The sequence below is a fragment of the Streptococcus mobilis genome (genome assembly GCF_059727625.1).
In genome coordinates, this window is the sequence record NZ_AP041823.1 from 245,304 (window position 1) to 259,373 (window position 14,070).

Genomic DNA, 14,070 nt, shown 5'->3' on the forward strand with positions numbered 1-14,070 from the left:
AGAATAGGATTGAGGGGAAATGGGAGAAGAAAGAATCGAGCTGGAAAAACTAAATATTGTTCTCTTTCAAAGTTTGGCTGTCCTATTTTCAGCTTACATTGTGAGTCTTTTTAAGGATGCAGAATACACATCGCAGACAATTGCGATTCTCTATCTCTTGCATTTTGTAGCCTTCTACATTAGCAATATTGCCTATCGTTTTTACAGCAGAGGCTATCTAGATGAGCTCTTTCAGGTCTTGAAATACAATGTATTTTTCGCGGTTGGGATCACCTTTACCTCTTTTATGCTCGACGGGGTTTTTTCCATTTCTCGTCGGGGGATGATCTACTTCTTTCTTTTCAATACGTTTTCCGTCTACATCATGGATCTCTTGCTCAAGAGATACCGGAAGTCTGTTTCACCGCGGCGGAAAAGTTCGCGAAAGATTTTCCTGATTACAGCGACCAGTCGGATGGAAAAGGTATTTGATATTCTGCATTCGCCTAGCCTTTATCATGGGGAATTGATCGGTGTCACCGTCATGGATGATACGGATTTTGCTCATTCGGATGTACGGGTGGTGCAGCCGGATCAAATGATGAACTTTGTGACCAAGGAAGTGGTGGATGAAGTGTTTATCAATCTGCCAAGTGAGGACTACAATATTAGTGATTTCGTCTCGGAGTTTGAGAGTATGGGGATTGATGTATCGGTCAATCTCAATGCCTTTAACTTCGCTTCCTTAGGCAATAAACGGGTTCGAGAAGTCGGGGGACTAAATGTCGTCACTTTCTCAACCAATTTCTACAAACCGAGCCACGTCTTTGCTAAACGTCTTTTGGACATTGCGGGAGCCCTCTTTGGTCTCTTGATTTGTGGACTAGTGAGTATCGTTTTGGTCCCTCTAATCCGTAAAGATGGGGGCCCTGCCTTCTTTGTACAGAAGCGGGTCGGAAAGAACGGACGGTATTTTAACTTCTATAAATTCCGCTCTATGCGAGTGGATGCCGAAGAGATTAAAAAAGATCTGATGGCGCAAAACACCATGACAGGTGGGATGTTCAAGATGGAAAATGATCCGCGGGTAACACCAATCGGACGCTTTATTCGTAAGACCAGTCTCGATGAATTGCCACAATTTTACAATGTTCTGATCGGTGATATGAGTCTGGTCGGAACTCGTCCTCCAACGGTAGACGAATATCAAGACTATACGCCAGCCCAAAAACGACGACTCAGTTTCAAGCCCGGCATTACCGGCCTTTGGCAAGTGAGTGGACGCAGTGAGATTACAGACTTTAACGAGGTAGTCAAACTCGACGTTGCGTATATGGATGGTTGGACGATCTGGAGAGATATTCAGATCCTGCTCAAAACCGTGAAGGTTGTACTTAGAAAAGAAGGAGCGAAGTAGGAAACTGCCTACTTCGTCCTTTCCATGTTAGGAGAAAAATGACACAATCAATTTATATCGTTGGTTCCAAAGGTATTCCAGCAAAATATGGTGGTTTTGAGACCTTTGTTGAGAAGTTGACAGAATTCCAACAAGATAAAAATATCCAGTATTATGTAGCTTGTATGCGGGAGAATTCAGCAAAATCAGGAATTACTGCAGATGCTTTCGAACATAATGGCGCGATCTGTTACAACATTGATGTCCCTAATATCGGTCCTGCGCGTGCTATTGCTTATGATATTGCAGCCCTCAACAAGGCCGTTGAAATCGCAAAAGAAAACAAAGACCAGGCTCCGATCTTCTATGTCTTGGCTTGCCGGATTGGTCCTTTTATCTCAAAAATTAAAAAGAAAATCAAGGCTATCGGAGGGACTCTGATGGTCAATCCGGATGGTCATGAGTGGCTTCGCGCGAAGTGGAGTCTTCCAGTCCGCAAATACTGGAAGTTTTCTGAACAACTCATGGTCAAACGCGCCGACCTGTTGATTTGTGATAGCAAGAACATCGAAGCCTATATCCAGAAGGATTATGCCAAGTATCAGCCTCAGACGACCTATATTGCTTATGGAACGGATACAAGTAAATCCATCCTGAGTAAAGAAGACGAGAAAGTACGGACTTGGTTTGCGGATAAGCAAGTATCTGAAGGAAATTACTACCTTGTCGTGGGACGTTTTGTACCGGAGAATAACTATGAGGCCATGATTCGTGGCTTTATGAAGTCAAACTCCCAAAAAGATTTTGTTCTGATTACCAATGTAGAAGAAAACAAGTTCTATGAGCAGTTGCGTAAGGATACAGGATTTGATCAAGATCCTCGAGTGAAGTTTGTGGGGACGGTCTACGATCAAGAATTGCTCAAATACATCCGCGAGAATGCCTTTGCTTACTTCCATGGTCATGAAGTAGGTGGTACCAATCCATCCCTTCTTGAGGCACTAGAGTCTACTAAACTCAACCTCTTGTTGGATGTTGGCTTTAACCGTGAAGTCGGTGAAGATGGGGCGCTCTATTGGAAGAAAGATCAATTGGCACATGTCATTGATCAAGCTGAGCAATTAGATGCTCAAGCAATCGAATATCTCAACCAAAAATCAAGTCAACGGATTGCCCAAGCTTTCACTTGGGAAAAGATCGTAGCCGATTATGAGAAAGAGTTTAAGGGATAAACAAGAATGGCAGAAAAATTAAAATACGACAAATCAGATATTATCTTTTTAGACGATGAGGGCTTAAAACGGTACCAAGCGGAACTCCTTAAGATGATTTCCGATGTTTTCAAGTTTTTCGATGAGCATGGGATTAAGTATTCATTGAGTGGCGGGAGTATTTTAGGAGCCGTTCGCCACAAAGGTTTTATCCCTTGGGATGATGATGTCGATATCAATATTCCACGAGAAAGTTATGATAAACTAGTCGCCTTATTTGAAACGGATCATGATTTTAGTTCTCACTACTATCTTCAAAGCCCTAAGACTCACCCAGAGCTTGGGCTTCATGTTTCACAGATTCGCAAAAAAGGGACAGTGGCTCGTAGGAAATATGATTACGCGGCCAAAGAATGTGGGATCTCCATCGACTTATATATTGTGGAAAATGTCTTTGATCAACCCATCAAACGCTTTTTCCAAGGTTTTACCAGTATGTTTCTAACCTTTGCCTTGGCCTCTGTACGTGAAACAAAGAATCATGCTTTGATGAAAGAGATGTTTCGCTTAGAGGGGAGAAAGCTCAACTATTCAGCTGGTAAGTTGATGGTGGGCTGGTTCTTTGGGATTATTCCGATGAAGACTTGGTTAACCTGGTTAGACAAGTGCAACTCCAGTTGTAAAGATCCTCATACGAAATATGTTTCTGTCCCGACAGGGCGCAAACACTTTAGACGAGAGACTTATCTACGTGAAAACATGAACGTTTATAAGAAAGTTCCTTTCGAGACAGAGATGGTCAATATTCCAGTCTGGTCTGAAGAATATTTGGAAATGTTTTATGGCAAAGATTACATGGTGGTTCCTTCTGCAGATAAGAGAGAACAACACTTGTTCCTAGAGTTAAAATATGGAGAAGAATAATGAATATCGCAATTTTAACAGCATCTGGTATTGGTAGCCGCATTGGACAGGATATCCCAAAACAGTTTATCCATGTGGAAAATAAACCAGTTATTATTTATACTCTTGAAAAATTCCAACACCATCCAGAAATCGATGAAATTTGTATCGTCATCTTAAAGGGATGGGAGCAAATGGTAAAAGCCTATGCCGAACAATTCGGGATCACCAAGTTGAAAATCATTACAACCGGAGGAGCTTCTGGGCAAGAGTCAATCTTCAAGGGCTTGACAGCTGTTAAAGAAGCTCATCCAGACGAAGATGTAACTGTCTTGATCCATGATGGGAACCGTCCTTTGGTCAGCAATGAGATTATTAGCGATGCTTTGGCGACCTACCAACAATTTGGAAATGCGGTTGCAGCCATTCCAACAACAGAGGTTGTCTTTGTCTTAGATGAGCCTCAATCAACTTCTTCATCTGAATCCTTGAACCGTGATTTGTTGCTTCGTACTCAGACACCTCATGTCTACCATCTGGACAAGATTTTGTCTCTTCATCACAAAGCCTTAGAACAAGGGATTACAGATGTCGCAGCTTCTTGCCAAATGATGCAATTGTTTGGTGAGAAGAGCTATTTCTCACTCGGATCAGAGAAAAATCTTAAAATTACAACTGTTGAAGATTTAGATATTTTTAAAGCCTTACTAAGTTCAACACGGGATAATTGGATCAAATAACAATGGAATTATTAGCTAATGCCACCTATAGAAAAGACGTTGAGCACTCCTTGTCCTCAATCGTTTGTCTCGATGAACTGAGAGGGAAATCGGTCCTTATAACAGGAGCTTCTGGTTTAATTGGCTCAACCCTGGTCGACCAGCTCTTATTTCTCAATCAGGTCAGAGACTTTGACATAGAGATTTACTGCTGTGGTCGGAATCTGTCCTCTTTAGAAGAGCGCTTTGGCAAGGAAATAAGTCACTTGCACTTTATCTTTTATGATGCCACTCAAGTCCCTGATTTTAAGATGACTGTCGATTTTGTCATCCATGCAGCCAGCCCAGCTAGTCCAGAACTCTATGTTCAACAACCAGTCGAAACCATGACCAGTAATTTTATGGGTATGTACCATCTCTTAAGTTATGCCAAGGATGCAGGTGTTTCAAATCTGGTCTATGTATCCTCGAGCGAGGTCTATGGGGCAAGTTCGACGGCTCAACCGCTAGCTGAGGATTTTATTGGGGAGGTTGACCATCTCCATGTCCGTTCTTCCTACGCTAGTTCTAAACGAGCGACGGAAACCCTCTGTGTCAGCTTCGCTTCGGAATATGATTTAAAGATTAGCATCGTTCGGCCAGGTCATATTTACGGACCAAGTGCCAAGGGATCAGACAATCGGGTCTCTTCTTTCTTTATGAACGAAGCCCTCGCAGGAAGGGATCTCGTAATGAAAAGTACAGGAAGCCAATTGAGATCCTACTGTTATAGTCTCGATTGTGCCAGTGCAATTTTGACGGTCTTGTTGGCAGGAACCTCAAGTCAAGCCTATAATATTTCAAATCCCACTTCGATTATTACCATCAAGCAGATGGCAGAAGTGATCGCCCAAGTTGGAGAGGTGGCCTTGGTGATGGATCTTCCAACAGAACAAGATCGTAAACAGGCCAATCCTATGCAAAATGCCAGTCTGACCAGTGATAAACTCGAAGGTTTAGGCTGGAAAGGATTGTTTGATGCTAAGACCGGTTTTGGCCATACCTATCAAATTTTAAAGGAGTTCGCTCGTGCAAACAAATAAGCTATTGATCATGATGGCGACCTATAATGGAGAGGCCTTTCTCCGAGAGCAGTTGGATAGTATCCTCGATCAAACTGTGACAGATTGGAGCCTTATCATTCGAGATGACCATTCTTCAGATCGCACGGTTGACATCATCCAAGAATACATGGCTAAGGATGAACGGATTCAGTTGATCCAAAATGAATCTGATTTTCATGGAGCCTATTACAACTTCTTTGGCTTGATCAATGCAGTTCGTCAGCAAGGAGCTCATTCAGATTATTTTGTATTTGCGGATCAGGATGATGTTTGGGATCCAGACAAGTTAGAACGGCTACAAGGTTTCTACCAAGAAGTTCATACGGGTGGGCCAACCCTGATTTATGCAGATATGAGAATTATTGACGGAGCTGGTAAGGAAACCTCTCCGAGTATGGACCAGTTGATGGGGATTCACTATACCAATCCTATTTCTGTCTTCATGGCCCACAAGGTTTATGGATGCAATACCTTTTTCAACCGAGAATTGTTCTCAATTCTTCCGGAGTTAGAAAATGATGCACCTGAATTAGCCTATCTTTCACATGACAATTTCACGACAAAAGTAGCAGCTCTGAAAGGCAATGTCTACTTTTATCCTGAAATAGTGATGGGCTATCGTCGTTATGGAAGTAATGTCACGAGTAAGCACGAGTACAATTTTAAATGGAGCCGAATTTTTAAACGCTTGTCCAAGGTGAATGAACTAGCAAAGGACCATGCCCTGACTTACAGACAGACCCTGGTGGCTACGCGTTTACTGAGAAAACAAGTAAGTTCTGAATCGGAACAAATGCTTTTGGATCAAGTAGAAGACATTATCCAACGAGGCGGGGCTTATGCGGTCAAGAAAGTTCGGTCTGAAAAGATTGATTGGGGTAAACCAGTTAAAACCTTGAGTAGAACAGTGATTCTATTTAGTAAATTGTATAAAAAGTATATGAGAACTAATGAAAAAGAAGATAAATAAAAAAGAAATATTACTGACTTCCTTAAAAAATGGGACTTTTTTTCCATTAACACTGGGGACGCTTTTTATAGGACGGGATAGAAAAGGTCTTGAGCTAGTGCGTCTAATCGTACGTTATAAGCTCATGAAAAAATTGAGAAAAGAAAATGGACCTGCAATCAAAGAATTTCTTTCTTCAAAGAAATCATTTGATAAAAAGAAAACTAACAAGGTGTGGATTTGTTGGATGCAAGGATTAGAAAGTGCACCTGAACTTGTTCAAAGGTGCGTCGCATCTATTCAAGAGAATCTTCCTGATAGGGATGTTGTGCTGATCACTGAGGAAAATTATTCGCAATATGTTGAATTTCCTGAGCATGTTATGAACAAATTTGCCAAAGGAATTATAAGTCCGACACATTTTTCTGACTTACTAAGGTTGGAATTATTAACCCGACATGGCGGGACCTGGATTGACTCTACAGTTTATTGTACTTCTCCAGATATTCCAGGTTATATGTTAGATTCCAATTTATTTGTGTTTCAAGGTTTAAAGCCAATCGATGGCCATGTGATGCAAATTTCTAATTGGTTTATCACATCTGAAACTCACAATGAATTATTGGAATTAACAAAATATTTATTGTATAAATATTGGGGAAAATATGATTATGTGAAAGACTATTTCATTTTCCATTTAATGTTTCAATTGGCAATTGAAACCTATCCTGAAAAGTGGAAAGAAGTTTTCCCAGCTTCCAATACTTTGCCACATATTCTTTTACTTAATTTATTTGAAGATTTTAACCAAACGTGGTGGGACAATCTATTATTGACAACGCCTTTCCATAAATTATCCTATAAGTTTGATAAATCTGAAACGATGAAAGATGGGACTTATTATAAAAAAATTATGAAGGAGCTCATAAAATGATTTCTGTCGCAATGACAACCTATAATGGTGCAGATTATGTGGCTACTCAGCTACGTTCTATCTTAAATCAAAGTGTAGAAGTTGATGAAGTCATTATCTTCGATGATTGTTCGACCGATGATACAGCTGGTGTTTTATCAAAAGTGGAAGATTCTCGGGTGAAATTCATTCGGAATCCGGAAAATGTAGGATATATTCAAAATTTTTATAATGCAATTGAATCTTGTACGGGAGATTTCATTTTTTTAGCGGATCAAGACGATGTTTGGGAATTTGATAAAGTTGAAAAAACAATGGAAGTTATGAAGGAGTACAAGTGTGAAGCTGTTTGTACAAATTTTAGCTTAATTGATAAAAACGGTAGTGACTTAAAAACTACGGAACAGTTTGTTCCCAATCGTTTTTTTACAGAATTAGAGAAAAAGAATGATAAAATTATTGATTTATCATTTGATTACCTTATGTTGGGGAATGTTGTCCAAGGTGCTACATATTGTATTTCAAAGAAGGCTCGAGAACTGTATTTGAAAATTGATAATAGAACCTTGTATCACGATCATCAATTATTATTAATTGCTTCAAAAATTGGAAAAGTATGCTTTTTAAATGAAAAATTAATAAGATATCGTATTCATGAAAACAATACGATTGGTTTTGGTACGAAGACAAATATTTTTGGTTTGAAACGGATTAAATTTCCAAAAATTGAACCATCAATGGTTACTTTTTTGAGACAGTTGAATCGGGTATCAAAAGTCCAACATTATTATTACTATATTCTTTACTACTATTTAAGAATTCCATCAATTAAAAATATTATAAAAACTTTAAAATAGATCCAAGAATGGAGAAAACATGAATAGATTATCCCAAAGAAGTAGACTCATTACCTTTATGATATTTTCTCTTTGGATTATTATTGGAGTTGCATATTATCGTAATATGAATTTAACTCTCATCCTCCCTATGTTTGTTTTAGTGCTGATTCATAGGATTTTTTCAAAAGGGCTTGTCATTCAAATAAACAAAAAAAGTATTTTTATAGTGTTATTTGCGGTGTATTATATTTTTACTAGCGTAATCTTCTTTAGGTCATCTGCTAGTTTTACGAATTTATTGATTCGTTATGTAATGTTACCAATTATAGCTTTCTATGTCACTAGCTTATTGATGGGAAATGGCAATAAATCTAAATTATTTTTTGTTCAATGCCTCAAGCTTTTTATTATGTTTTTTGCACTCTTTGGAATTTATGAGTGGTATGTAAGATACAATCCAATTTCTAGTTTTATTTCTACAGGAGCTGCAGAATGGATTAATCGAATGAATGAATTTTCTCATATTGTGTATTATCCTAGCTCTTTTTTCACTCACTATACCTATTTTGCCTATGTTCTCTTAGTAGGTTGGCTCTTGGCCTTGAGTTTCCCAAGTAAGAATAAAGTAATTGATTACCTCTATAAGGGAACAGTTCTCTTTGCCTTGATTGTCAGTCAGTCACGGATGGCTTGGATCACCTTTATTGTTATCATGGTGATTTATTATTTATTTTTTGCTCGAAAAGCTAAACTAACCTGGGTTATTGGAACTCCAGTAGCAATGTTTATCTTATATGTTACAGGAGTTTTTGGAAGAGTAGCAGCTTTAGTTTCGACTCGATTTAGCCGAATTTTTTCAATGGGATTTTCAGATGGATCATTGGGGCAGAGATTTGGGACTCTCCAAAATATATCTCCTTATATGGCAGAGCACCCTTTAAAAGCTCTAATAGGAGGAGGTTATGCCTCTACTGTATATGACTTTTTGCCAAAGTATTCATTTTTTACTGGCTTTCAAACAACAGACTCTATGTTGACTACCTATTTGGTAGAAGCAGGTATAGTTGGCTCTATCTTGCTAGTAGTTGGCTTGGTCATCTATCTTATTTCTTTAGACACCAAGGAGCCTTTTGATCGCTTTATCTTTCTATTTTTAGTCATGACCTTAATTGAAATGTTCTTTTTTGACTTTTTCGCAAACAATATTACCCTTTTCTTGTTCTACATGGTATGGGGAGTCATGGCTGCACGAGCGGGAACCAAAACAGAAAGAAGTGGCCTATAATAGGAGAAATCAATGAAAATTACTTTTTGCTTGCCGTCTTTACCAGATGTGCCAGTTGGTGGCTTTAAAGTCGTCTTTGAATATGCCAATCGACTAGTCGATAAAGGGCATGAAGTCTCACTTGTTTGCTTCACCGATCAAAAGTTTACAAGAATTAAGAATTATACCATCAAATATTACTTGTCCCATATCTATAAACATTTTTATCCCAAGTGGTTTCCTCTCGATAAACGGGTCAAAAAAATCGCGACCCCTTATCGCAATGAGACCCACTTTCCGGATGCAGATGTGGTTTTTGCGACAGCTGTCAATACAGCAGAGATCGTCCATGACTTACCCAAGCGATGTGGGCGCAAGTATTACCTGATTCAAGATTTTGAGAATTGGTCCTTTTCGGATGAGGATGTCTACCAGACCTACCAAATGGGGATGACCAATATTGTTGTCTCCCAGTGGCTTTATGATATGGTTTACCCCTATGATTCAGAAGTGAAGCTCCTTAAGAATCCGATTGACACCGATGCTTTTTCTGTAGCCAAGCCCATCGAAGAAAGAAATCCACTGGAAATTGCTATGCTCTATCACTATGGAGAACACAAGGGAATTCCAGTCGCACTAGAAGCTTTGGAATTAGTTCGCAAACGTCATCCAGACCTCCATGTAACCATGTTTGGTGCGCGTGAAAAGAGAGAGGATATTGATAAAGAGTGGATCGACTATCATCAAAACCAAACAGCCCTTCAATTGAGAGCCCTCTATAATGAGGCGGCGATTTTTGTTTGTGCTAGTGTCAATGAAGGATTTGGTCTGACCGGAGCAGAGAGTATGGCCTGTGGCTGTACTTTGGTTTCAACTGCCTATAAAGGTGTTTTTGAATATGCAAATGATACCAATGCTTTGTTGTCGCCAGTCAATGATCCTCAAGCCCTTGCAGCCAATATCTTACGAGCTATTGAGGATGCTGATCTCCGCCATGCTCTGGCTAGTAAGGGTAGCGAGGACCTAAAAGGCTTCTCACTAGAAAGAGCCATAGAAACCCTCATTGAATTGATGGAGTAGAACATTTCTAAAAAGGAATAGGAGTCCTAACTTCTATTTCAAGGAGTTGAAGGAGTCCAATGAAAGTCTTAAAAAATTATGCTTATAATTTATCTTATCAATTATTAGTTATTATTCTTCCCATTGTTACCACCCCCTATGTAACACGGGTTTTTAGCTCGAATGACTTGGGGACCTATGGCTATTTTAACTCCATTGTCACCTATTTTATCCTTTTAGGGACTCTAGGAGTGGCCAATTATGGAACCAAAGAGATCTCAGGACACCGCAAAGATATCCAAAAGAATTTCTGGGGGATTTATACCCTCCAGTTGGGGGCTACGATTCTGTCCCTGACCCTCTATGTTCTTTTATGTGTGACCCTGCCTTCCATGCAAAATCCTGTTGCCTATATCCTAGGGATCAGCTTGGTCTCAAAGGGCCTCGACATTTCCTGGCTCTTTCAGGGATTAGAGGACTTTCGTAAGATTACGGTTCGGAATATCACGGTCAAAATGGTTGGAGTGATTTCGATCTTCTTGTTTGTCAAGTCTGCGAAAGATCTGTATCTCTATGTATTCTTACTGACCATCTTTGAGCTCTTAGGTCAGCTCAGTATGTGGTTGCCTGCCCGTGAATTTATTGGGAAAGCCCATTTTGATATGGCTTATGCACGGGTACATTTAAAGCCAGTCATTCTGCTCTTTTTACCGCAGATTGCCATTTCCCTCTATGTCACTTTGGATCGGACCATGCTGGGAGCTCTTGCATCTACAAAGGATGTGGGGATTTATGATCAGGCCTTAAAACTCGTCAATATTTTGTTGACCTTGGTGACCTCACTGGGGAGCGTCATGTTGCCTCGGGTATCGAGCCTCTTATCCTCAGGGGACCATAAGGCTGTCAATAAGATGCACCAAATGTCTTTTTTGATCTATAATTTGGTCATTTTCCCCATTATTGCCGGTATGTTAATCGTCAATGATGACTTTGTTCAGTTTTTCCTAGGAAAGGATTTCCAGGATGCGCGTTATGCTATTGCCATCATGATTTTTAGAATGTTCTTTATCGGATGGACCAATATCATGGGGATTCAAATCCTGATTCCTCATAATAAAAATAAAGAATTTATGATTTCGACTACTGTTCCTGCCATTGTCAGTGTCGGATTGAACCTACTCTTCCTACCAAAACTGGGCTTTATTGGAGCTGCGATTGTATCAGTATTGACAGAAGGCTTGGTATGGGGAATTCAACTCTACTTTACACGGACTTATCTTAAAGAAGTGCCGATTATGGGCTCAATGATGAAGATTGTGCTCGCTTCAGTACTCATGTATGGTCTCTTGCTATTTGTCAAGTCCATTGTCCATCTTTCGTCGACTCTGAATGTTGTTTTGTATGCTGGATGTGGCGCAATCATCTATGGAACCTTGATTTTGCTCTTCAAGGTGGTAAATCTGAAAGAGTTGAAACAGCAATTAATAAAGAAATAGGGAGATAACTATGTACGATTATCTGATTGTTGGTGCTGGTTTGTCTGGAGCCATTTTCGCACATGAAGCTACTAAACGTGGTAAAAAAGTAAAAGTGATTGATAAGCGAGATCACATCGGTGGAAATATCTACTGCGAGGAGGTTGAAGGCGTCAACGTCCATAAGTACGGTGCCCACATTTTCCATACGTCCAACAAAAAAGTGTGGGACTATGTCAACCAGTTCGCTGAATTCAACAACTATATCAACTCACCAGTAGCTAACTACAAGGGCAGTCTGTACAATCTTCCCTTTAACATGAATACTTTTTATGCTATGTGGGGAACCAAGACTCCTCAAGAAGTCAAGGACAAGATTGCCGAGCAGACAGCTGATATGAAAGATGTTGAACCGAAGAACTTGGAAGAACAAGCCATCAAGTTGATCGGCCCAGACATCTATGAAAAGTTGATTAAGGGCTACACTGAAAAACAATGGGGACGTTCTGCCACAGACCTTCCACCCTTTATCATCAAACGTCTTCCAGTTCGTTTGACCTTTGATAACAACTACTTTAATGACCGTTACCAAGGAATTCCAATCGGTGGTTACAATGTCATCATCGAAAATATGCTGGGCGATGTAGAAGTAGAACTTGGAGTTGACTTCTTTGCCAATCGTGAAGAACTTGAAGCTTCAGCGGATAAAGTTGTCTTTACAGGAATGATTGACCAGTATTTTGATTACAAACATGGTGAGTTGGAGTATCGCAGTCTTCGTTTTGAGCACGAAGTCTTGGATGAGGAAAACCATCAAGGGAACGCCGTAGTCAACTACACAGAGCGTGAGATTCCTTATACTCGAATCGTCGAACATAAGCACTTCGAGTATGGTACACAACCTAAGACAGTTATCACACGTGAATACCCAGCTGACTGGAAACGTGGGGATGAACCATACTACCCAATCAATGATGAAAAGAACAACGCCATGTTTGCTAAGTACAAAGAAGAAGCTGAGAAAAATGACAAGGTTATCTTCTGTGGACGTTTGGCAGACTATAAATACTACGACATGCACGTGGTCATTGAGCGTGCTTTGGAAGTCGTAGCAAATGAATTTGATTGAAAGAAACGATAATCTATGAAATACTACTTAAAAGAAGAATTTTTACATGAAAAAAATTTAAAAAACGCTGGAAGTAAGGCACGTAATGATGTGGAACAAATTGTGAAAAAAGAGGGTTATCAAGATTTAGTTCTTTCAGTTGATAATTGGTATGAGATGGGGATACTTAAAGCTCAGCTCTGTAAATCTAAGGTATTTGGGGAAGTCTTGGATCAATTAAAGCAGGGCGACGAGCTACTTATCCAATTACCAATAATTAACCATAGCTTTTTCACAACACATCATGTAAAAAAAGCGCAGAAAAAAGGCGTAAAAGTTCATTTTATTATCCATGATCTAGATGCACTTCGTTTCATGAATGGTCAAGCTGTTCCTTTGAAACACAGAATTCGAATGAAGATCCAGGAATCAGGTCTTCTTGGTGCAGCTGATGGGATCATCGCCCACAACCCGGTGATGAAATCTGTTTTGGTGGATAAAGGAATTGCGGAAGATAAGATTATCAGCCTTGGTATTTTTGACTATTTGATTCCAAATTTCCAAGAGAAGACAGGTCTAACTAAGAATCAGCCAATTATTGTGGCTGGTAATTTGGCACAAGAAAAAGCTGGTTATCTCTATGCTCTTCCTGCACAACCTGCCTATAATCTCTATGGTGTTGGTTTTGATGAGAGTAGAGCTTTAGAGAATGAAACTTACTTTGGCTCCTTCCTACCGGATGAGCTTCCTGCAGCCCTTGAGGGTGGTTTTGGACTGGTCTGGGATGGGGATAGTGCGGAAACCTGTAGTGGTGTTTTTGGTGAGTACCTTCGCTACAACAACTCTCATAAGGCGTCGCTTTATCTAGCATCGAGCTTCCCGCTTGTCGTTTGGAAACAGTCAGCCTTGTCTCACTTTGTGCTTGAGAAGGGTTGTGGGATTGCAGTAGAGTCTCTTCATGACTTGAAGGAGACCATCGACAATCTTTCAGATGCTGATTACCAAGATTTGGTAGACAATGCCAAGCGTGTTGGCCAGGAAATCCGAGATGGTCATTACTTAAAGACAGCCTTAAAGCATTTATCATAAGATCAAAAGAAGTCAGACAGACTTCTTTTTTAGTTTTTCAAAAAAATATCACTAATTTTAAAA

13 protein-coding genes are annotated in these 14,070 nt (G+C 39.8%); all 13 read left to right on the forward strand.

Going from position 1 to position 14,070, the window contains the following annotated elements; genetic code table 11:
- Nucleotides 1–19: 19 nt before the first annotated feature.
- The 13 genes from AC6IZR_RS01320 to AC6IZR_RS01380 are packed head-to-tail and all read left to right on the forward strand — an operon-like array spanning nt 20 to nt 14,007.
- The gene (locus AC6IZR_RS01320; RefSeq protein WP_497848622.1) at nt 20–1,396 is read left to right on the forward strand and encodes a sugar transferase; all 1,377 of its coding nucleotides are present in this window, start codon (nt 20–22) and stop codon (nt 1,394–1,396) included.
- 38 nt (nt 1,397–1,434) lie between these two features.
- On the forward strand, nt 1,435–2,607 hold the full coding sequence (gene cps2T, locus AC6IZR_RS01325) for a beta 1-4 rhamnosyltransferase Cps2T (protein WP_497848623.1): 1,173 nt from the start codon (nt 1,435–1,437) through the stop codon (nt 2,605–2,607).
- A 6-nt stretch (nt 2,608–2,613) separates the two neighbouring features.
- A complete protein-coding gene (locus AC6IZR_RS01330; RefSeq protein WP_497848624.1) occupies nt 2,614–3,510 on the forward strand; it encodes a LicD family protein in 897 nt (298 codons plus the stop codon).
- Nucleotides 3,510–4,229 (forward strand): IspD/TarI family cytidylyltransferase, encoded by a 720-nt coding sequence (locus AC6IZR_RS01335; RefSeq protein WP_223355695.1) that lies wholly within the window; start codon nt 3,510–3,512, stop codon nt 4,227–4,229. Before AC6IZR_RS01330 ends, AC6IZR_RS01335 begins: the two co-directional genes overlap by 1 nt.
- A gap of 2 nt (nt 4,230–4,231) precedes the next feature.
- Nucleotides 4,232–5,290, forward strand: a complete 1,059-nt coding sequence (locus tag AC6IZR_RS01340; RefSeq protein ID WP_497848625.1) for an NAD-dependent epimerase/dehydratase family protein — start codon at nt 4,232–4,234, stop codon at nt 5,288–5,290.
- Nucleotides 5,277–6,281 (forward strand): glycosyltransferase family 2 protein, encoded by a 1,005-nt coding sequence (locus AC6IZR_RS01345; RefSeq protein WP_497848626.1) that lies wholly within the window; start codon nt 5,277–5,279, stop codon nt 6,279–6,281. The genes AC6IZR_RS01340 and AC6IZR_RS01345 overlap by 14 nt, the downstream gene beginning before the upstream one ends.
- Complete coding sequence (locus AC6IZR_RS01350; protein WP_497848627.1) at nt 6,262–7,194, forward strand: capsular polysaccharide synthesis protein; 933 nt, start codon at nt 6,262–6,264, stop codon at nt 7,192–7,194. The genes AC6IZR_RS01345 and AC6IZR_RS01350 overlap by 20 nt, the downstream gene beginning before the upstream one ends.
- The gene (locus tag AC6IZR_RS01355; protein WP_497848628.1) at nt 7,191–8,030 is read left to right on the forward strand and encodes a glycosyltransferase; all 840 of its coding nucleotides are present in this window, start codon (nt 7,191–7,193) and stop codon (nt 8,028–8,030) included. Before AC6IZR_RS01350 ends, AC6IZR_RS01355 begins: the two co-directional genes overlap by 4 nt.
- Nucleotides 8,031–8,049: 19 nt before the next feature.
- Nucleotides 8,050–9,297, forward strand: a complete 1,248-nt coding sequence (locus tag AC6IZR_RS01360; protein ID WP_497848629.1) for an O-antigen ligase family protein — start codon at nt 8,050–8,052, stop codon at nt 9,295–9,297.
- Between the two features lie 12 nt (nt 9,298–9,309).
- Nucleotides 9,310–10,356: a glycosyltransferase family 4 protein gene (locus tag AC6IZR_RS01365; RefSeq protein ID WP_497848630.1), complete on the forward strand. Its 1,047-nt coding sequence runs from the start codon at nt 9,310–9,312 to the stop codon at nt 10,354–10,356.
- 59 nt (nt 10,357–10,415) lie between these two features.
- Nucleotides 10,416–11,831: a flippase gene (locus AC6IZR_RS01370; RefSeq protein WP_497848631.1), complete on the forward strand. Its 1,416-nt coding sequence runs from the start codon at nt 10,416–10,418 to the stop codon at nt 11,829–11,831.
- A 10-nt stretch (nt 11,832–11,841) separates the two neighbouring features.
- Nucleotides 11,842–12,939 carry a UDP-galactopyranose mutase gene (glf, locus tag AC6IZR_RS01375; protein WP_497848632.1) on the forward strand — a complete coding sequence of 366 codons (1,098 nt, stop codon included), beginning with the start codon at nt 11,842–11,844 and terminating at the stop codon, nt 12,937–12,939.
- A gap of 15 nt (nt 12,940–12,954) precedes the next feature.
- Nucleotides 12,955–14,007 (forward strand): glycosyltransferase, encoded by a 1,053-nt coding sequence (locus AC6IZR_RS01380; protein ID WP_497848633.1) that lies wholly within the window; start codon nt 12,955–12,957, stop codon nt 14,005–14,007.
- The last annotated feature ends 63 nt before the right edge of the window (nt 14,008–14,070 follow it).